Origin of the sequence: Dethiosulfovibrio peptidovorans DSM 11002, assembly GCF_000172975.1 — a bacterium.
Lineage (GTDB): Bacteria > Synergistota > Synergistia > Synergistales > Dethiosulfovibrionaceae > Dethiosulfovibrio > Dethiosulfovibrio peptidovorans.
The window spans coordinates 155,000-174,331 of record NZ_ABTR02000001.1; the positions used below are offsets into that span (position 1 = coordinate 155,000).

20 protein-coding genes are annotated in these 19,332 nt (G+C 55.5%); all 20 read right to left on the bottom strand.

The window, feature by feature from the left end:
- Positions 1-123: 123 nt before the first annotated feature.
- Positions 124-363 carry a 30S ribosomal protein S18 gene (rpsR, locus tag DPEP_RS00815; protein ID WP_005658751.1) on the bottom strand — a complete coding sequence of 80 codons (240 nt, stop codon included), beginning with the start codon at positions 361-363 and terminating at the stop codon, positions 124-126.
- 21 nt (positions 364-384) lie between these two features.
- Positions 385-894, bottom strand: a complete 510-nt coding sequence (locus DPEP_RS00820) for a single-stranded DNA-binding protein (protein ID WP_005658753.1) — start codon at positions 892-894, stop codon at positions 385-387.
- A gap of 18 nt (positions 895-912) precedes the next feature.
- Positions 913-1,197: a 30S ribosomal protein S6 gene (gene rpsF, locus DPEP_RS00825; protein WP_005658755.1), complete on the bottom strand. Its 285-nt coding sequence runs from the start codon at positions 1,195-1,197 to the stop codon at positions 913-915.
- Positions 1,198-1,267: 70 nt separating this feature from the next.
- On the bottom strand, positions 1,268-1,573 hold the full coding sequence (locus DPEP_RS00830; protein ID WP_005658758.1) for a hypothetical protein: 306 nt from the start codon (positions 1,571-1,573) through the stop codon (positions 1,268-1,270).
- A 6-nt stretch (positions 1,574-1,579) separates the two neighbouring features.
- On the bottom strand, positions 1,580-3,256 hold the full coding sequence (argS, locus tag DPEP_RS00835; protein WP_005658760.1) for an arginine--tRNA ligase: 1,677 nt from the start codon (positions 3,254-3,256) through the stop codon (positions 1,580-1,582).
- A gap of 41 nt (positions 3,257-3,297) precedes the next feature.
- A complete protein-coding gene (locus DPEP_RS00840; RefSeq protein ID WP_005658762.1) occupies positions 3,298-5,088 on the bottom strand; it encodes a hypothetical protein in 1,791 nt (596 codons plus the stop codon).
- Positions 5,089-5,113: 25 nt separating this feature from the next.
- The gene (gene secA, locus DPEP_RS00845) at positions 5,114-7,870 is read right to left on the bottom strand and encodes a preprotein translocase subunit SecA (RefSeq protein WP_005658764.1); all 2,757 of its coding nucleotides are present in this window, start codon (positions 7,868-7,870) and stop codon (positions 5,114-5,116) included.
- A 24-nt stretch (positions 7,871-7,894) separates the two neighbouring features.
- Positions 7,895-8,467, bottom strand: a complete 573-nt coding sequence (gene pgsA, locus DPEP_RS00850) for a CDP-diacylglycerol--glycerol-3-phosphate 3-phosphatidyltransferase (protein WP_005658766.1) — start codon at positions 8,465-8,467, stop codon at positions 7,895-7,897.
- Between the two features lie 169 nt (positions 8,468-8,636).
- On the bottom strand, positions 8,637-9,350 hold the full coding sequence (locus DPEP_RS00855) for an ABC transporter ATP-binding protein (RefSeq protein WP_005658768.1): 714 nt from the start codon (positions 9,348-9,350) through the stop codon (positions 8,637-8,639).
- Complete coding sequence (locus DPEP_RS00860) at positions 9,343-10,131, bottom strand: ABC transporter ATP-binding protein (protein ID WP_005658770.1); 789 nt, start codon at positions 10,129-10,131, stop codon at positions 9,343-9,345. Before DPEP_RS00860 ends, DPEP_RS00855 begins: the two co-directional genes overlap by 8 nt.
- On the bottom strand, positions 10,124-11,176 hold the full coding sequence (locus tag DPEP_RS00865) for a branched-chain amino acid ABC transporter permease (protein ID WP_005658771.1): 1,053 nt from the start codon (positions 11,174-11,176) through the stop codon (positions 10,124-10,126). Before DPEP_RS00865 ends, DPEP_RS00860 begins: the two co-directional genes overlap by 8 nt.
- Positions 11,173-12,066 carry a branched-chain amino acid ABC transporter permease gene (locus DPEP_RS00870; RefSeq protein WP_005658774.1) on the bottom strand — a complete coding sequence of 298 codons (894 nt, stop codon included), beginning with the start codon at positions 12,064-12,066 and terminating at the stop codon, positions 11,173-11,175. The genes DPEP_RS00865 and DPEP_RS00870 overlap by 4 nt, the downstream gene beginning before the upstream one ends.
- A 64-nt stretch (positions 12,067-12,130) precedes the next feature.
- A complete protein-coding gene (locus DPEP_RS00875; protein WP_005658776.1) occupies positions 12,131-13,273 on the bottom strand; it encodes an ABC transporter substrate-binding protein in 1,143 nt (380 codons plus the stop codon).
- A gap of 127 nt (positions 13,274-13,400) precedes the next feature.
- Entirely contained in the window at positions 13,401-13,868 is a 468-nt protein-coding gene (gene nrdR, locus DPEP_RS00880) for a transcriptional regulator NrdR (protein WP_005658778.1), read from the bottom strand.
- 56 nt (positions 13,869-13,924) lie between these two features.
- On the bottom strand, positions 13,925-14,104 hold the full coding sequence (gene rpsU, locus DPEP_RS00885) for a 30S ribosomal protein S21 (protein WP_005658780.1): 180 nt from the start codon (positions 14,102-14,104) through the stop codon (positions 13,925-13,927).
- 31 nt (positions 14,105-14,135) lie between these two features.
- Complete coding sequence (locus DPEP_RS00890) at positions 14,136-14,444, bottom strand: HIT domain-containing protein (protein ID WP_241760451.1); 309 nt, start codon at positions 14,442-14,444, stop codon at positions 14,136-14,138.
- A 101-nt stretch (positions 14,445-14,545) separates the two neighbouring features.
- Positions 14,546-15,571, bottom strand: coding sequence for a J domain-containing protein (locus DPEP_RS12535; RefSeq protein WP_005658782.1), 1,026 nt, complete (start codon positions 15,569-15,571; stop codon positions 14,546-14,548).
- Entirely contained in the window at positions 15,568-17,139 is a 1,572-nt protein-coding gene (locus DPEP_RS00900; RefSeq protein WP_005658785.1) for an Hsp70 family protein, read from the bottom strand. The genes DPEP_RS12535 and DPEP_RS00900 overlap by 4 nt, the downstream gene beginning before the upstream one ends.
- Positions 17,136-18,434 (bottom strand): tRNA (N(6)-L-threonylcarbamoyladenosine(37)-C(2))-methylthiotransferase MtaB, encoded by a 1,299-nt coding sequence (gene mtaB / locus DPEP_RS00905; RefSeq protein ID WP_005658787.1) that lies wholly within the window; start codon positions 18,432-18,434, stop codon positions 17,136-17,138. Before mtaB ends, DPEP_RS00900 begins: the two co-directional genes overlap by 4 nt.
- The gene (locus tag DPEP_RS00910; protein ID WP_005658789.1) at positions 18,431-19,297 is read right to left on the bottom strand and encodes a 50S ribosomal protein L11 methyltransferase; all 867 of its coding nucleotides are present in this window, start codon (positions 19,295-19,297) and stop codon (positions 18,431-18,433) included. Before DPEP_RS00910 ends, mtaB begins: the two co-directional genes overlap by 4 nt.
- Positions 19,298-19,332: the final 35 nt, after the last annotated feature.

A 19,332-nucleotide genomic window follows, 5' to 3' on the forward strand; every position in this document is an offset into this window, starting at 1 on the left:
TTCCTATTCCCTTGGATAGTCCAAAACGGGACCATTATATACGACCGACGGTACCTACACAAAAAAAGGGGAAGAAGCTACGCTTCTCCCCCTTTCGAAATCTCAAGGCACTCCCGTCCCGGATTACTCGGCGCTGTAGGGAAGAAGAGCCATATAACGGGCTCTTTTGAGAGCCACTGTCAACTGGCGCTGATGGTTGGCGCAGTTGCCGGTAACGCGACGAGGAACTATCTTGCCCCTCTCGCTGATGTACTTACGAAGTCTGTCTACGTCTTTGTAGTCGACCGAGTCGATCTTGTCTACACAGTAGAAACAGACCTTAGGACGGCGCTTACCACGTCTTTTGTTTCCTCCAAAAGCCATGTCCATCCTCCTTTCTCTGGTTTAAAAGGGTATATCTGCCTCGTCTTCGTCGGCTGTGGAGCCCATCTCCGATATATCCATGGGGAAATCGCCTCCGCCGAAATCGTCACGGAAACTGCGAGGCTGACCTTGGTCACTGTCATTCCGATGTCCTCCGTCGTAATCGCCCTGAGAGGATGGACGGTCATCCCTCCTCCCACCGGACGGCAGGAAGGTGATATCGTTTGCCACGACCTCGGTGACCCATCGTCTCTGTCCCGATTTATCGTCGTAGTTGCGGACCTGTATGCGCCCCTCGACCAGGACGGGACGTCCCTTGGAGAGATAGCGCTCGCAGTTTTCAGCCTGAGCGCCCCATACCACGACGGGAATGAAATCCACCGATTCCTGTAGTTCGCCGTTTTTGCCTTTCCAGCTGCGGTTTACCGCCACGGAGAAAGTGGCCACGGCCTGCTTACTGGCGGTGTAACGAATCTGAGGATCCTTGGCCAGGTTCCCCATGAGTATAACCTTGTTGAATCCACGAGCCATGCCGAAAACCTCCCTCGACTACTCCTGGTCCAGTCGGATCACCAGGTTACGAACGATAGCGGTACGCAGGCCTAAAAGCCTGGTCATCTCCTTCTGCTTGGAAGGATCCAGCTTGAAGTAGACCAGGGCGTAATATCCCTCGGTACGCTTATCGATAGGATAGGCGAGACGCCTTTTTCCCCAGATATCGACCTTATCGACGTCGCCGCCAAGTTTGGCGATGACCTCCTTGATTCCATCAAGCTCTGCGCTGTGGTCCTCAAGGTCGGCCTCGAGAAGCACCATCATCTCATATGGACGCATGAGCTACACCTCCTCCCTTTGGACGTTAGGCCCCCCCAGGGGGGCAGGGATTGCAAAGAGGAATTATACCCTAACGGCCGCTTTCAGGCAAGATATCGTCGGACTCAACCGAGAGACGGTATATCCTCTCGCCGGGAAAAACGAGATTGAACTGATCCCTTGCCAGCCTTGCCTTGCCTTTATCGGTGCCGTAGAACTCCAGTTTTTGTCTGGACCTCTCCAGATCGTCGCTCAGTTTTCGAAGCTCCTCCTCCTTGAGAGAGACCGCCTGGGAGAGTTCTGCTACCCTGCGTCTCTCCCTTATCATGGCCGTGGAAAACACAGCGAAAAACAAAGCGACCATGGCCCAGAAAAGAATCCATCTGAGCCGAGGCACTTTCGACTACATCCTCTCGGGGGCCGATATGCCCAATATCCTCAGGGCGTTTGTCAAAACTACATGGGTGGCCTTGACCAGCAGAATCCTGGAGGGACGACTCGGATTCTCGTCCAACACCCTGTGAGCGTTGTAGAAGGAGTGGAAGTCTCCGGCCAGGTCGTGAACGTAGTTTACGATCCTGTGAGGTGCCATCTCGACCGCGGCCTTCTCCACCTCCTCGGGGAACATGGAAAGCCGGGTGATTAGTTTCTTCTCCTCCGAACTGGAGATCAGGGATTCGTCCAGTTCGTCCACGGAGGGCATGGCGATTCCCTTGTCTCTGAGGTTTCTGGTTATGCTGGCGATCCTGGCGTTGGCGTACTGGACGTAGAACACCGGATTGTCGGAGGACTCTCTCTTGGCTAGCTCCAGGTCAAAATCCAGATGGCTGTCGGAGCGACGCATAACGAAGTAGAACCTTGTAGCGTCGACTCCGACCTCGTCTATTACGTCGGAAAGGGTTACGAACTGCCCCGACCTAGTCGACATGGACACCTGCTCACCGTCCCGAAGGAGGTTGACGAACTGAATCAATGTGACGGCGAAATTATCGTCCGGCGACTTGCCCAGAGCCTCCACCGCAGCTCTCATACGGGGGACGTAGCCATGGTGATCCGCTCCCCATACGTCTATGGCCAGATCGAAACCCCGATCGAACTTGTTTTTATGGTAGGCCACGTCGGAGGCGAAGTATGTTGGGACTCCGTTGGAGCGGAAAAGAACCCTGTCCTTATCGTCTCCGAAATCGGTGGAGCGAAACCAGATGGCCCCATCTTCTTCGTAGGAGTAACCCCTCTTTCTGAGGGCCTCCACCGTATCCAGCACCTGATCGTTCTCGTAAAGGCTCTTCTCGGAAAACCAACAGTCGAAGGTCACTCCGAAACGCTTCAGGTCCGCCTTGATACCGTCCAGAATGACCTTGCTGGAAAAATCTCTGAAAAATGGAAGACTCTCCTCTAGGTCGACGGAAAGGTATTCGTCTCCGTGATCGTCTATGACCTGACGGGCCAGATCGTATATGTAGTCCCCTTTGTAGCCGTCCTCCGGAAAGGGAGCCTTATCGGCCTGTCCCAACAGCTCAAAATACCTGGATTGAGTGGATTTTCCCAGATTGGACATCTGTAGACCGGCGTCGTTGACGTAGTACTCCTTCTCGACCTTCCAGCCGGAGAAGTCGAGTATATTTCCGACTATATCTCCGACGGCAGCTCCCCTGCCGTGTCCGACGTGGAGCGGGCCTGTCGGGTTGGCGCTGACGAACTCGACCTGCACCTTTCTTCCCTTGCCCAGATCACACCGCCCGTAATCGTCTCCCGACGATAGAACCGAGGATATGACGTTGCCGATCCACCGATCTGCCAGAAAAAAGTTGATAAAACCTGGCCCGGCCACCTCGACGGAACGGATATGCTCGTCGTCCTTCAGCCTGTCCACCACCATGGCAGCCAGATCCCTAGGTTTTTCCCCCAGAAGCTTGCAGGCCTGCATGGCCACGTTGGTGGCCCAATCTCCTTGATCCTCCCTTTTCGGACGTTCCAGGTGAACCTCCGGCAGAAGGTCGGAGGACACCTCCTTCTGCCGAGCCATATCGGAGAGAGCCTCTCCGATAAGGTCCCTCAAGATGGTGGTAACATCTGCCATAAATCTCATACTCCTTTTTTATACCGTTTTCGGCCCGGCCCTCATCTGTAGGATATGGGCGCAGACAGATCTTTCCAACGCAACCAAGCCCCTAACATACGACCGAGAGCGACGCTGAATCCGTCGTCGTAGTCGGAAGACCAGGTTATTAGCTTTTCCTCTCCCTCCAGAGTTCGACGTTTTCTGTTGAACCGCATGGACTCGGAGAAACGAAGCTCTCCTTCTTTCCTCTCGTTCATGGGAGGAACGGAGAGAAGTCTCGAGCCCTCGGGCAACGAGATCAAGTATTTCTGCTCCACCACGAAGGGGAATTTCAGTTTCTTGGGAGGAGCGGTGGACGCTAGATCCTCCAGAGCCCCCGGGAGAAGACAGGGAAGACGCAACAGCATACCCGGACCTCCGGGGATGCCGCTTACCCGTCGTACCGGAAGGTCTATCCTGTAACCGTAATCCATGGGGCGAACCTTGGGCCTGCCGGCGCCCCAGTCGGAGATCCCAGGTATCACCATCTCAAGCGATTCCCACGTGACGTCGTCTCCGTCGGGGAAGAGCCACAGCCAACCGTTTCTAACCCAAAGACGCAGCTCGCCGGATAGAACCCCGTCGGAGCCAAGGGACACCGACCACTCCATGGTCAATCGATGGTCCGCTGTCTTACCCTTTTCCACGGAATAAACCGACAACCCAGCCTCCGGAGATCCGCCGTAGAGGGTCTTCCCGGTCAAGACCGCCGGGATCTCTCCTGGCTCGACCGTCTGCCCCGGCAGATAGAACCAAGGATTGGATCCCGGAGGGGCCAGCCGCAAGGCGGGAGAGACGAAGTTATCAAGGGTGGCCGGTTCGTTCGAACCTATGGGGAGATAGGTAAGCCATACCAGCTCGGACCGCCAACCGAAATCCTCGAGCCAACGTCCGAGAAGCAGCGTCCTTTCCCATTGAGTCCAAGGCCCTTCGAAGGGGATTTTCTCCCTTATGAAACCGGCACTGTGGGGTATGGTCATCCCCTCGACGGAACGAAGAAGCCTCTTCCCGGCCTTCACCTTGTCGCCGATCCTCTTCAACCCCTCCAGCTGAGATGGGAGAGGAGGAAGATCCAGGGCCTCGAGGGCACCCATATACTGGAGAAAAGGCACCTTTCCGGACCTAAGACCGAAGGCAAGATAGGGCTCACCCATCTCCACCAGGGAGACCCTCTTATGATCAGACAGATTGTAGACGGTCCAAAGATACTTGGTCGCTCCGGCTCGGTCCGTCTTTTTAGGGGGATCTAGCCGATTGCTCTGGACGTATAGCTCCGACCCCTGAGGCACAGACACCGAAAAACGCCCCTCCCACATGGGAAGATCCGAGGTCAACTTGACTATCCCGTCGACGGAGAACCTGCGTGCGTAAGTCTGCCTGAATCTCAAGACGAGGACGGCTTCGTCTGCGTCGCCCAGGTCCATCCGACAGACCGGATAGCCCTTTTCGTCCTCCAATCTGTAGGGAACGGACCTTATCCTCTCTCCCGACACGGGATCGAACAGATCGGCCCTCTGTATCTTGAACTCTCCCGCGGCAGGAACCGACAGGATCGTCTCTGGCCAGTCCCTTCTCAGTTTATCCGTAACCATGACGACCCAGAGACTATCCCTGAACATGGCTCCGTCCGGAAGCAGGCCGTAATCCTCGTGACGCTGCCAGATCACAGCGGGGACATCTCCGTAGGTCTCAAGAGGAGGAGCCTCCTGGACCAGCCGGGGGATATCCACCTCCGCCGAGGCCTCCAGGGACAGCACCAATAAAAGCCCTACTACCATAAGGCACAGGGACGGAAAAGTCTTTTTTCTCACGGACATCCTCCTAACTGCGTGGTTTTCAAGCGTTCCTGCCACAGCAGTTTTTATATTTCTTGCCGCTGCCGCAGGGGCATGGTTCGTTTCGCCCTATCTTTCTGCCCTGGCGACGGAAGGGTTCGTGACGGCCATCCCCCGCGTCAGCCCCCGGAACGGGAGCTCCACCCGGGCTCGGAAGCAAAAAGTCTCTGCTCTCCTTGACCTGATTACGTCTAGGTACCCTCTCCTCCGATACGACCGCAACTCGGAACAGTAGCTGGGCTATGGACTCTCTGACCTGAGACATGGATTCTTGGAACAGAGAGTAGGACTCGAATTGATACTCCAGCAGGGGATCCTTCTGACCGACCGCCCGAAGCCCTATGCCCTGTCTCAAAGCGTCCATGGCCAGAAGATGTTCCTTCCAGCTGCCGTCCAGCACGTGGAGAGAGATGAAGCGGAACAGGTCTTTGCATACGTCCTCGCCCAACTTCTCCACTCTATCATAGTAACGGGACTTCATATCGTCCAGAATGGCTTCCTTGGCCTCCGGAAGACCCTGTAGACTGTCCACTCCGTCAAGAGGAGCTTCCACCCCGGGCCAGAATATGGCCTTAAGACGACTTTTCGCGCTCTCAGGATCCACCTCGCCGTTCTCCGGAAAGGCCCGGTCCAGCACGTCTTCCACGACTCCACCGACTATCTCCCAACCGTGAAGGACGACGTCCTCGTCGGAGAGAATCCTCTGTCTCTCGTCGTAGACCGCTTCCCTCTGGCGGTTCATCACGTTGTCGTACATGAGGAGCTGACGACGAATATCGTAGTGAAGCTGCTCCACCTTTTTCTGTGCCGACTCTATGGCCCTGGTCAAAAGACCGTGTTCTATGGCCTCCCCTTCCTCCAGCCCCAGCTTGCCCATTATTCCCTGAATTCTCTCCGACCCGAACAGCCTGAGAAGATCGTCCTCCAGGGAGAGAAAGAATCGGGAGCTTCCGGGGTCGCCCTGTCGACCGGCACGGCCTCTCAGCTGGTTATCTATGCGTCTGGCTTCGTGGCGCTCCGTACCGAGTATACATAGACCGCCCAAATCCAAGACCTTTGCCTTTTCCTCGCTACAGGCTTTTTTATAGCTCTCCAGAAGCTCCCCGTAACGTTCCGGAGACGAGTTGGGGTCGGCACCCTCCTTGCGAAGCTCCTCCTGGGCGAGATATTCCGGGTTACCTCCCAGCAATATGTCGGTTCCTCTGCCGGCCATGTTGGTAGCCACTGTGACGGCTCCCAGCCTTCCCGCCTGAGCCACTATGAGAGACTCCCTCTCATGGTATTTAGCGTTCAGAACCTGATGAGGTACCTTTCTGGCTTTGAGCATCTTCGCCAGTCTCTCGGACTGCTCCACCGACGTGGTCCCGACTAGAATCGGCCGCCCCTCCGAGGAGATAACCTGTATCTCATCGGCCACGGCGGCGAACTTCTCGGTCTTGGTACGGTAGACCTGATCGGCCATATCTTCCCTGACCACAGGACGGTTCGTCGGTATAACCACGACCCCGAGACCGTATATCTCCTTGAACTCCTCCGCCTCTGTGGCGGCGGTACCGGTCATACCAGCGAGTTTTCTGTACATACGGAAGTAATTCTGAAGGGTTATGGTGGCCAGGGTCTGGCTTTCCTTGCCTATTTTGACCCCTTCCTTGGCCTCTATAGCCTGGTGCAGGCCGTCGGAATAGCGGCGACCGAACATCAGACGACCGGTGAACTCGTCGACTATGACGATCTCGCCATCCTTGACCACGTAGTGGGTGTCCCTCTGGAAAAGGGTTCTGGCCTTGATGGCCTGTAGGATCTTATGGGCCATGTCGGCATGGGCCATGTCGGTGAAAAGATCGGGGGTCCCCAGCATCTCCTCGCATTTGGCTATCCCTCGGGAGGTCAGGGCAACTGAACGCTCTTTTTCGTCATACTCGAAGTCCCCGTCCGGTTCCGGTCTCTCCTGACCGTCAAGCATGGAGGGTTTGACCTCGTTGGGGTCCTTCGCCACGCCGGATAGCCTGGAGGCTATCTGGTCCGCCCTGCTGTAGGGCTCCTCGCTGTCCTCCGATGGACCGGATATTATGAGAGGCGTCCTGGCCTCGTCGATGAGGATCGAGTCCACCTCGTCGACTATGCAGAAGTTATGGCCTCTTTGGACCATCTGAGCCTGGGAGAGCACCATGTTGTCTCGAAGGTAGTCGAAACCGAACTCGCTGTTGGTACCGTAGGTTATGTCCGCCTCGTAGGCCTTCCTACGCTCCTCGGGATCCATGAAGGAATAGATGACCCCTACGGACAGTCCCAAGGCGTTGTATAGGGGCTCCATCCAGGAAGCGTCTCTCTTCGCCAGATAGTCGTTCACCGTTACGACGTGTACGCCCCGACCGGTCAGGGCGTTGAGGATCACCGCGAGAGGAGCCACCAGGGTCTTTCCCTCTCCGGTCTTCATCTCGGCGATGTTACCCTCGTGAAGGGCTACGCCCCCCATGAGCTGCACGTCGAAGTGGCGAAGTCCCAGATTTCTGACGGAGGCCTCCCTGACCATGGCGAACACCCGAGGTAGATGGCGATTCAGAGCATCTCGAAGATCCTGACCGTCCAGGGAAGACAGATCGGACTTGATCTCCTCTACCGCTCCGAGGATCTCCTCGTCGGACAGTTTCTGAACGGAGGATTCCAGACCGCCTATCTCCTCCGCTATCTTACCGTAGCGCTTCAGGGCCCTCTCGTTGGGATCCAAGCCGAGGGCCTTCTTTAACTTGCCTAACAATACATCCACCTCAATCCAATAGTATCAGTCTGTATCGACTATAAGTTCCCATCCGTTGGCGAGATACACGGCACCGGACCAGACGGTCAGAGCGAGGGCCAACCACATGGCCGGAAAAGCCAAGGGAACATTGAATATCATCATGCTTATCGCTACTATCTGCACCACCGTCTTGGCCTTTCCAGCCCAGGAGGCGGCGATCACGACTCCCTCCACCGCAGCAACCATCCTCAGACCGCTTACGACGAAATCCCTGGAAACGATCACCACGACCATCCAGGCAGGAAGACGCCCGAGCTCCACCAGTGAGATCAGGGCCGCCACGACCAGGACCTTGTCGGACAGAGGGTCTATAAACTTTCCGAAGTTGGTGACGATACCCTTTTTCCTCGCTATATAGCCATCGGCGGTATCTGTGAGAGCGGCTATTATGAAGACTACCCCGGCGAAAATATCCCCGTAGGTTATGTTAAGTCCGAGGTTCACCAGATAGGGTATGTCGAGATCTATCCTCACTGTGAGAAGGAATACCACCAACGGGGCCAGAAAGATCCTGGACAGGCTCAAAAGGTTAGGGACGTTCAAAGACGAGGGCATACTACTGCCTCCTTAATAAGTGGTGAGCCCCAAAAGGGCCCGTATATTATGACACAAAAGACGAGACTGTACATACGCAAAGGGTACAAACGGACCCAGCCGAGAGAATAAAGCAGGAAGCCGGGGGGCCCCGGCTTCCTGCTTTATCTTATAAACTCAAAGACGACGCTTAACCTCCCAGATAGGCCTCTTTGACCCTGGGGTCGGCCAGAAGCTCCTGTCCCGGTCCCTCGAGGGAGACGGCACCGACCTCTAGAACGTAGGCGTAATGGGCTATCTTAAGAGCTGCGAAGGCGTTCTGCTCCACCAAAAGCACGGTCTTCCCCTGGGCGTTTATCTCTTCGATTATATCGAAGACCTCCCTGACCAAGAGGGGAGCCAGCCCCAGAGAGGGCTCGTCCAGCATTATGACGTTGGGGCGACTCATCAAAGCCCTTCCTACCGCCAGCATCTGCTGTTCCCCTCCGGAGAGGGTCCCTCCCTTCTGCCAGGATCTCTCCTTCAGCCTTGGGAAAAGCTCGTAAACCCAGTCTATATCCTTTTCCACTCCGTCTTTATCGGTCCTTATATATGCTCCCAGGCGAAGGTTCTCCTCCACCGTTAGGTGAGGCAGAATACGCCTTCCCTCGGGACACATCACCACTCCGGACCTGACGATCTCCTCCGGGGTCTTTTTGAGCAAGTTAGCGTTGCCGGCCCCATTGTAGACAACCTCACCGGACGTATGTTTCAGAAGTCCCGATATGGCCCTTATGGTGCTGCTTTTCCCTGCTCCGTTTGCCCCTATGAGGGTAACTATCTTACCCTCCGGAACATGTATGGAGACGTCCTTGACAGCGTGGATTCCTCCGTAATAGACGTTGAGATTCTTTATCTTAAGCATTGGCGAGGTACTCCTCTCCAAGATAGGCCTCTATGACCCTCGGGTTACCCTGGATCTCCGCCGGGTTGCCCTCGGCTATGAGCTTGCCGTAGTCCAAAACCCAGATATGCTCGCAGACTCCCATTACCACCTTCATGTCGTGCTCTATCAGAAGTATGGTAAGGTCGAATTCATCTCTAAGTCTCCTTACGAAGTTCATCAGCACCTGGGACTCCTCGGGATTCATACCCGCGGCTGGCTCGTCGAGGAGCAGAAAACTGGGTTCCGTCGCAAGAGCTCTGGCGATCTCCAGCCGTCTCTGTTGACCGTAGGGTAAGGAGTCGGACCTCTCGTCGGCCACCTTATGTAGGTCGACCCTCTCGAGAAGCTCCATCGACTTATCCCTTATCTGACCCTCCTCCCTGTTGAAGGAGGGTAAATTAAGAGGAGCCTGCCACCAACGGCTCTTCTGTCTCAGATGGGCCCCTATCATCACGTTCTGAAGGACCGTCTCGTTCTTGAAAAGCCTTATGTTCTGGAAGGTCCTGGCTATTCCCAGACGACAGACCTCGTGGGGACGGGTTCCGGTGATGTCCTCTCCCTCGAACAGGACACTGCCCTCGGTAGGCCTATAGTAACCGGTAATCATATTGAAGGAGGTGGTCTTACCGGCTCCGTTCGGACCTATCAGTCCAACTATCCGGTTCTTCTGGATCGCCATGCTGAAATCGCTGACCGCCGTTACCCCTCCGAACCTCATGGTCAGGTTTCTGGCATCGAGAACTATCTCGCGATCACTCATGGTCTTTACCTCCTTTTCCGAGGCCGAAAAGCCCCTCCCAGCTGAGTTCCTTGTTACCCATAACCCCTTCCGGCCTGTAGAGAATTATCATTATAAGGGACAGGGCGAATATGACCATCCTCATCCCGGGAACGCCGGGTATCTCAAAACTACCGAGGGTTATGGGGTTCTCAACGAACCGGAGCCACTCGAGCAAAACCGTCACGACAACCGCCCCTATTACGCTGCCGGAGAGAGAGCCCAGTCCACCTGCGACCACGACCATCAAGACGTTATAGGTCATTATGACCATGAACATCTTGGGATCTATGGTGGTCAATAAACTGGCCATTAGAGCTCCACCGATTCCGGCGAAAAAGGATCCCACCGTGAAGGATATGACTCTGTACTTAAAGGTGTTTATACCCATGGCCTTGGCTGCCAACTCGTCGTCCCTTATGGCCTTGAGGGCGTTTCCGAAATTGCTGTTGACCAAACGATACATGACGTAAAGGGTGAAGAACATCCAGCCGTAGTTCCACCAAAGGTTCGCGTAGGCCGGTATCCCCTTCAGCCCAAGAGCTCCGTTGGTGATGGTCGGAATGTTGTTGGCCACCACCCGGATTATCTCGGCGAATCCAAGGGTCGCTATGCCCAGGTAGTCTCCTCCCAGGCGAAGGACCGGAATGCCAATTATCAGTCCCGCGATGGCTGCCGCGACTCCTCCGGCTAAAACCGCCACCACGAATGGAGCGTGGGCCCCGTACAGAATCGGGTTCAAAGGCTCCAGTATGAAGATCATGTCCTTCTGCATCTCCGGGAGGATCAACAAGGACGACACGTAAGCGCCGATACACATGAAACCCGCAGTTCCCAGCGAGAACATCCCTGTGAAACCGTAGATCAGGTTGAGGCTCAGCCCAAGTATGGAATAAATGGCTATGAGGTTGAGTATCTGTATCTTATATCCATCCAGGTTCTCCGGTGCCCACCACAGGAGGCCGACCACCACCACGAGAAGCAACGCGTTGAGGAATAGGTTTTTCGTCTTTTTGCTCTCCATCATACTTTCTCCTCGATCTTCTCACCCATCAGCCCAGTGGGCTTGGCCAGCAGGATAACGATCAAAAGAATAAAGGCGAAGGCATCCTTGAATCCCGACAGCTCAGGGAAAAAGGCCACTGTCATTATCTCCACGAAACCGAGTATCAATCCTCCTATGACCGCCCCATGGATAGAGCCGATCCCTCCAACGACGGCGGCGATGAAGGCCTTGATCCCCGGCATGAAGCCCATTAGAGGCTGTATCTGAGGGTATCTAAGGGCCCACATTATTCCAGAGGCGGCGGCAAGAGCGGAACCGAGCCCGAAGGTCAGGGCTATTATCCGGTTGACCGACACACCCATCAGTCTGGTCGTCTCGATATCCTTCGAGATAGCTCTCATCGCTAATCCCGGCTTTGTCTTATAGACGATGAAAAGAAGCCCCAGCACCAGGACGAAACAAACCACAGGAACTATCACGGCGAGAGGCAATATCCGCACTCCCTTAATAACCATGATCTTGACGAAAAAATCCGGCCGGACCACCGGTTTTGGTATTCCCGAGAACACCACTATAGCCAGGTTCTGTATCAGGAACGACATCCCTATGGAGCTTATCAGAGCGGAGATTCTAGGAGCGTCCCTGAGGGGTTTATAGGCGACCTTGTCGACCATAATGCCACAGAGGGCACACAGGACGATGGATATAACCGCACCGACAACCCAAGGCAGATTAAAAAGCGAACCTGTGTAAAATATGAAGTAGGCCCCCAGCATGAATATCTCGCCGTGGGCGAAGTTGATCAATCTCAATATGCCGTAGACCATGGTATATCCTATGGCGATAAGGGCATAAAGGCTCCCTAGGGTAAGGGCGTTAAAGAAATGTTGAACGAACATCTGACCTGTCATCTAGGCACCCCCCGAAAAAAGGGGGGGAGACTGGGCTCCCCCCTGGAACTTTATCTAACGGAGACTACATCTCCGGCTGGACGGAAGCTGTGTATACCTGGACTCCATTCACGATAACCTTGATGCCGACCGGTTTCTCCGCATCGTGGGTCTCGTTGATCGTGGTGGATCCGGTAACTCCGGGCCAGTCCTTGGCAGTGGCGAAAGCTTCGGTGATCTTCTCGGGATCGGCGCTGTTCGCCCTCTTGATGGCGTCTATGACGAACATATAGCAGTCATATCCAAGAGCCGAGTTGGCGTTGGGCTCGGACATGTCGGTTCCGGCGTACTTATCCCTCCAGAGCTTGGTGAAGGTCTCGGCCTCTTTGGTCATGTCTGGCATCTCCGGGGCATAGGGGAAGGTGGTGTAGGAGAAGCCCTCGGCGGCATCTCCGCCGATCTTTACCAGATCGGGATTGTCCATGGCATCTCCGCCCATGATGTAGAAATCGGCTCCAAGCTCCCTGGCCTGCTTCATGATGATTGCGCCCTCGGCGAAATAGGAGGGAATGTAGAGGAAGTCGGCCCCTTTGGAGATGGCGTCGGTCAGCTGAGCAGTGAAGTCCTGGTCACCGGACTGATACTTGTAGATTCCGGCTATGTTTCCACCCATCTTGACGAAAGCCTTCTTGAAGAAGTTCCCCAGTCCAACCGAATAGTCCTGGGCTACATCCAGAAGTAAAGCGGCGTTTCTGGCCTCGAGATCGTTATAGGCATAGGTGGCCGCAGCGGCTCCCTGGTAGGGGTCGATGAAGCACATGCGGAAATAGTATTTCTTGCCCTGAGTCACCAGGGGATTGGTGGCGGAGTCGGTGATGCAGGGAATACCGGACTTCTCCGCGACCTCTCCTCCCGCCATGGACAGGGAAGAACCGTAGCTCCCTATTATGGCGACGACCTTCTCCTTGTCGATAAGTCGCTTGACCGCATTGGCCGCCTCGACCTTATCGGACTTGTTGTCCACTATGAACAACTTGACAGGACGTCCGAGAACCTCGGGAGCCTGCTCGTGGGCCAGCTTGATACCCTCTACGGTCAACTGACCGCCGAAGGCATTCTGCCCCGTCATGGGTTCATAGACGCCTATGCGGATTTCGTCCGCGGCGAAGGCGGACCCTACGAGGATGAAGACCAACAATACCGCTGAAAAAACCTTGAGTGCTTTCAACTTAGAAGTCCCTCCCTACTGAGATATTGTGTGAACAGTACGAATCTATTATATACTAGGAACCCTACAAAAACAAAACCCCCGGTCGAATTTAAAGACCGGGGATCTGAAGTTTTTATAGACACCTCTATATATTTCGTTTCCTCTCCAGGATATCGGAGATCTCCTTCTGGAAGCTGGCCAGGTCGGAGAACTCCCTGTATACCGAGGCGAAACGGACGTAAGCGACCTTGTCAAGCTCCGCCAGCTCCTCCATGACGAGTTCTCCGATCCTAGAGCTGGGAATCTCGCCGGCTCCGGCGGCCAAAAGCCTGTCCTCCACCTTGCAGACGACCTCCTCCATTTTTTCAAGAGAGATCGGGCGCTTCTCACAGGCCTTCCTCACTCCACGGAAGATCTTCTCCCTGTCGAAGGCCTCCCTACGACCGTCCTTCTTGGAGATCCATATAACCTTTTTTTCCTCCACTCTCTCGTAAGTGGTGAACCTGGAGGAACACTGAGGGCATTCCCTTCTGCGCCTCACGATACGCCCTTCGTCGGCGGTCCTGGTCTCTATAACCCTGGTCTCCGAAGCCTTGCATTTAGGACATCTCACGGTCATTCCTCCTAGAAAAGAGGACCCGGAAAGATCTCCGGGTCCTCTGGCGATTCTTACTTTCTACGGCGTTTCTTGGCCAATTCCTGGCGCTTACGCTTCTTGGCCTCGCTGGGCTTTTCGTAATGCTCCCTCTGACGGGCCTCTCTAAGGACTCCCGTCTTGGAGACATCTCTCTTGAACCGCCTGAGGGCGTCCTCAAGGGACTCGTTGTCACGTCGTACAATCGTCGTCATATCCGTTCCCTCCTTTCTTCTCCACCAACGCCTATCCCGGAGGCCATCCCATTGGACGACCAGACAGCAGGTGGACGTGAAGGTGGGGGACTGTCTGACCGGCATCCTCGCCACAATTGACGACTAGCCGGTATCCTGAATCCGGAGAGATTCGGTTAACGACTTCCCGGACCGCAGCCATGATGGAAATCCAGAGGGTCGGGTCCTCCACTTGATCGATAGAAGGGATGTGCTCCTTCGGAACGATCAGGACATGACGGGGGGCTTGGGGGGATATATCCCGGAAAGCGAGACAACGATCGTTTTCGTAGACGACCTCCGCCTTCGATTTTCCTGCCACTATCGCACAAAAGGGACAATCACGACCCAAAGACCTCACCTCTCGCCTCTCTGACTCGTCTCGTCGATCGAACAAACAGATCGAAAGAACTAAAGATCATTTTATACTACTGTGCTCCGACATACAATAGCACGAGACCAAGCTTTTACCGCAGGAGAAGGGGAATTTTGCGAAATCTCCTCTATTCGGGGCAGAAAAACCCTGGGACATCCTCTCCGATATAACTGCCTGAGGAGAGGAACCAACAGATCTTCCTGGTCCCTACCCAAAAGCGAAGACACCCTAGACTCCGGAAGAAAGGGCAGATCCTGCGGCCAGAAAGAGACAAGCAAGCCCGCCACCTGAGAGGAAACCGGGTCCTGAAGTCCGGCGTATACCGCTGGCCCCCCGGGAAGGGCTCTCAACCATCGAAGATATCTCCGTGCCGTACCCAGAGTCATATCCCCGAAATGGGGAGCCACCGCCATTGCCAGTCTCAGGGAACTCATAGGATCGGAGATGGAGACGACAGCTTCGACACCGACCTCGTCCATACCGTAGAGGGAGATGCTCTCCTCCACAGCCGACAAAACCTCCTGAGAGCACAGAGAGCCCTTCAACCCCTGCAGGGCCAGTCCCCGAACCTCGGGCAAGGCACTCTTGAGCCGTCTGAGCAGCCTCTGCCTTTCCGAAATCCCCCCCGACCTATCGACCCTGGAGAGCAACGAATCTATATGGATCTCCGTCCCGGAGAGTATATCATCCACCTTTTTAGCCCTCTTCAGTCTCTCTTCTCTGAAACGGCGTTCCTTTTCCTCCTTTTTTTCCCGTCTCTTCCTGGAGATATCGCCGACGGTCCTGGAAACCCAGGAAGAGGCCCTTACCAGGGGATCCATAAACTTCCTGAAATCCACTGTTCTACCTCTATCCGGCGGCTCCTCTTTGAAGGTCTCTCCGGAACGAAACATGTCCCTGAGGACCATATACGCCTCGGAGATTCTCTCGAAATCGCCCTCCTCGACGCCTTTTCCTACGTCCGGATGGGTACTACGAGCGAGCCTCCTGAAAGCCGATTTGACATCCGACCAGGGAGCCCCGACAGGAAGACCCAGTACAGAGTAGCAATCGCTGGCTGAAAGCCTCGTCATCCCATGATCACATCCTCCAAGGCCGAGGTCATCCTGGCCAGCTCACCTATGCCGTCCTCGTATAAAAGGGGCTCCAGATCGCGCATCAGTGAGACCTTTCCAAAGGCCTCGTTTATCTTATCCTGCTGTTCCGGCGACAATCCGGGAGAAAGCCGAGCGATGCGAATCTCCAGAGAGCTCAGCGATAGCTTATCCTCGCCCTTGCGTGAGGTTACCCCCAATTCCATCGGAGCGATATGAATGGAATCGCCGAACTCTCTGGAGAGGACCACGTTCAAGAGCCCCCCCGAATCTACACGGAAGTTCAGGTCCACCTTCTCGCCTTCCTTCATGCCCTTAAGATCCAGTCTGGCTATTTCCCTGCATCTTCTTCTGGAAAGATGGTCTCCCTGATACATACGGAGTTGAAAATCCCCGTCGGAAACGCTACGAAAGGCTCGATCGGACCTGGCTGGAAGGGGATGTCCCTTGCCGAGAAGGGGGACAGGGGTTCCGTCGAAGGCGATCACGCCAAGGCTCTCGGAGAGGACGTCCAGCAGAAGACGGTTCTCCCCGTTGACCCCATACATTGCAGCACCCAGCGCCACGGCTTCGTCGGGACAACGACCCATCCTCACCGGTATGGTTATCTCCTCCGACAACATACGTCTGAGGACCGGGATGCGACTGCTTCCTCCCACCATAACGACGCTCTGAGGTTCGTGCCGACGGCAGAGCAAGGCTGCCAGGTCGATCGCCTTTCTTATCAAGGGCATGAACAAGCGCTCCAGATCCACCCTGGAAAGTGACAGTTCCCTTATGTCTCCAGCCAGAGGAAGAGGCGGATTCCAGGTCAATTTTTCCCTGAAGGACAGCTCGCATTTAAGCCTTTCGGCCTCCACCATAAGAAGACCGTGCATGGGGTTATCATCCTCGAAGGAGACTCCCAGCCTCTCTGCCAGATACCTCACTAGAGCCTTATCCAATTCGACCCCTCCGATGGAGGAGTCGCCCAGGCTTTCCAAGACCTGCCAGGTGTCTCCGTCTCTCTCCACCACGGACAAATCTACGGTTCCCCCGCCGAAGTCGAAGACCAGAATCCTCCCGGAACTCTCGCAATACAGGGCGGCGGCGGTCGGCTCGTTCAGTATGCGAACCTCCTCGAATCCCGCCTCCCTGGCGGCACGGGCGGCGGCGGAACGCTCGAGAAAGCTGAACTGAGCCGGCACGGTCAGCACGCAGTCGGTCACAACATGACCCAAAAAGGCCTCGCAGTCCTCCCTTATCTCGGATATGAGGGGAACCAGCATTTCCTGAGCGGATCGATTCCTTCCTCCTACGGAGGGATACCAGTCGGAGCCGAGATGCCTCTTGACATCCCACCAACAACGACGATCCGGTCGGGAGACCATGCGTCGGGCCTCCTCCCCTACAAGCCATTTTCCACGGTCGAAACACACCACCGAGGGGGTCTTGACCTCTCCCCATCGGTTAGGGATCAACACGGCACCTTCCAGGTCTTTGTGTACAGCCGCAAGGGCATAGCGAGTTCCCAGGTCTATACCCAATACGATTCGTCCGGATCTCACGGGGAGATCACCTCTCCTCGGAGCTCTCCATCGACCATATCAGCGATACGGCAACGAACTATCCCGTCTACTTTTCCGCATCCCAGGGCGGACAGCCTTATGAAATGAGGCGTGTAACCCGAGACCCTCCCCTCGGAGACCTCTTCGATCAACAGAAGTTCTTCCTTGCCTACCCAGCGGGATACGTAACGGTCCAGCAGTTCCCTTCCCTTTTCTATCACGGTCTTGCATCTTTCCTCTGCGATCGATTTAGGAGGTCTGTCCGGCAAAGAGGCCGCCTTCGTTCCCTTCCTGGGAGAATAGGGGAAGCTGTGGATACGGCCTATGCCGCCCAATTCCAGAACCGATAAGGTGTTTGCGAAGGCTAGATCGTCCTCTCCGGGGAACCCCACCAGGATATCCGTCGATATGTGGACGTCCTCTCCCATGGCAGACTTTATTCTGTCGAGCAGACTCAGGTATTCGTCCGCTGTGTGCCCTCTTCCCATGGCGTTCAGTACCCTATCGTCCCCGCTTTGAAGGGGCAGATGGAGGTGAGGACAGAATGACTCGATCTCGGCCATGGCATCCAACAAGTCGTCTCCCACGGAAAAGGGCTCGAGAGATCCAAAACGGATACGTTTAACCCCGTCTATCGCTCCGACCGCTCTCAGCAGATCCGCCAACCCCGGACCTCCTTCTCTGCCGTAAAGGCCGAGATGCACCCCGGTCAGGACGATCTCCGGACATCCGGATTCGACCACCGAGCGGACCTCCCTTTCCAGATCGTCCAGAGGACGACTTACAGGTTTCCCCCTCAAAAAGGGGATTATGCAGTAACTACAAAAGTGATCACAGCCATCCTGAACCTTCAGAAACGCCCTGGTGGTCAAGCTGGGCCTGTCAAGAAAGAGAGACTCCCAACGAGACGAGGTTGCGACCGTCTCCATGACTCCATGGGGAACTCCGCCTCTCAAGGTCTCCATCACCAAAGGAACGACCTCGTCCTTTCTCCTGTTCCCTACCAGCAGATCCACCCCAAGGGCCTTTGCCTCATCGTACGAGATTCCCTGGGCCCAGCAGCCGGTGGCCACGACCAGCCCTTCCGGAGAAGCCCGTCTGAACCTCCGGACGATCTGTCTCGATTTTCTGTCCGCCTCGGCCGTTACGGAGCAGGACACCAGCACAGCGGCATCCCAGTCGTTTCCTTCCGTGATCCTGCATCCCGCTCTCGTGAAGGCCGAGGCTATGGCATCGGCCTCGTAGAGGTTTGTCCGACAGCCCAGTGCCTTTATTCGAACGGAGAACTCCGTCACCCCTTCTTCACCGCCAAACCCAGCCAGTCGTCGCTGGAAACCTCCTCGACGACAGTCAGCCCCGAACGGGATAAAGCGGATACGAAAATATCCCTCTCGCTGACCGTAAGCCCTGAGAATATGGCGATCCCGGCGTCGCCTATCGCCTCCGGAACCTGAGGAATCATCTTGAGCAGAGGTTCAAGAAGGATGTTTGCGACGAGCAGGTCCACCACCTTATCGAAACCGTTTAGCAGATCGCCTTCCTCAACGTGAACCGGGACATCGCCGAGATCGTTAAGGTCGAGGTTCGACCGGACTTCGTCCATAACGGCAGGATCGAGGTCTCTGGCGTAAACCACCCCAGCTCCCAGCTTGGCCGCGGCGATGGAAAGTATGCCAGAACCGCAGCCGATATCGGCCACAGCGGCCTCGTGGGAGAGGTATTTCTCCATCAGTGACAGTACGTTCTGGGTGCTCTCGTGATAACCGGTTCCGAATGCGCTTCCGGGATTTATGTACAGAGGTATTCTTCCCTCCGGCTCCTTGCCTCTATGCCAGGGAGCCAGTACGACGAACCTCTCCCCTATGTTGAGAGGGGGGAACGCCTCCAACGAGAGGGCGTTCCACTGACGGTTCTCCAGTCTTCCCATATCGTAGACGGAGACCTCGGGCCACTCGGACATCAAGGGAGTCAACTGTTCCATCCAGTGTCCCAGATCGTAGTTGCTCCTGTAATAGGCTCGAAGCTCGACGGCAGAAGGTTTATCGTCCTCTTCCGATCCGATACAGCCGGAGGCCTCGGCAAGAGATTGAAGAACCTCTCCCTGCCCAGCAGGTCCTTTCAGGGTTATATACCACCAGTAGCTATCGGTCTCAGTCATAAAAATCCCTCCGCAGTGCCTCAGGAACAGCCAGG

What these genes read in the sequence shown, in the direction of transcription:
- rpsR (WP_005658751.1), bottom strand. Translation starts at nt 363, where the DNA reads ATGGCTTTTGGAGGAAACAAAAGACGTGGTAAGCGCCGTCCTAAGGTC.
- DPEP_RS00820 (WP_005658753.1), bottom strand. Translation starts at nt 894, where the DNA reads ATGGCTCGTGGATTCAACAAGGTTATACTCATGGGGAACCTGGCCAAG.
- rpsF (WP_005658755.1), bottom strand. Translation starts at nt 1,197, where the DNA reads ATGCGTCCATATGAGATGATGGTGCTTCTCGAGGCCGACCTTGAGGAC.
- argS (WP_005658760.1), bottom strand. Translation starts at nt 3,256, where the DNA reads ATGGCAGATGTTACCACCATCTTGAGGGACCTTATCGGAGAGGCTCTC.
- pgsA (WP_005658766.1), bottom strand. Translation starts at nt 8,467, where the DNA reads ATGCCCTCGTCTTTGAACGTCCCTAACCTTTTGAGCCTGTCCAGGATC.
- DPEP_RS00855 (WP_005658768.1), bottom strand. Translation starts at nt 9,350, where the DNA reads ATGCTTAAGATAAAGAATCTCAACGTCTATTACGGAGGAATCCACGCT.
- DPEP_RS00860 (WP_005658770.1), bottom strand. Translation starts at nt 10,131, where the DNA reads ATGAGTGATCGCGAGATAGTTCTCGATGCCAGAAACCTGACCATGAGG.
- DPEP_RS00865 (WP_005658771.1), bottom strand. Translation starts at nt 11,176, where the DNA reads ATGATGGAGAGCAAAAAGACGAAAAACCTATTCCTCAACGCGTTGCTT.
- DPEP_RS00870 (WP_005658774.1), bottom strand. Translation starts at nt 12,066, where the DNA reads ATGACAGGTCAGATGTTCGTTCAACATTTCTTTAACGCCCTTACCCTA.
- rpsU (WP_005658780.1), bottom strand. Translation starts at nt 14,104, where the DNA reads ATGACGACGATTGTACGACGTGACAACGAGTCCCTTGAGGACGCCCTC.
- DPEP_RS12535 (WP_005658782.1), bottom strand. Translation starts at nt 15,571, where the DNA reads ATGACGAGGCTTTCAGCCAGCGATTGCTACTCTGTACTGGGTCTTCCT.
- DPEP_RS00910 (WP_005658789.1), bottom strand. Translation starts at nt 19,297, where the DNA reads ATGACTGAGACCGATAGCTACTGGTGGTATATAACCCTGAAAGGACCT.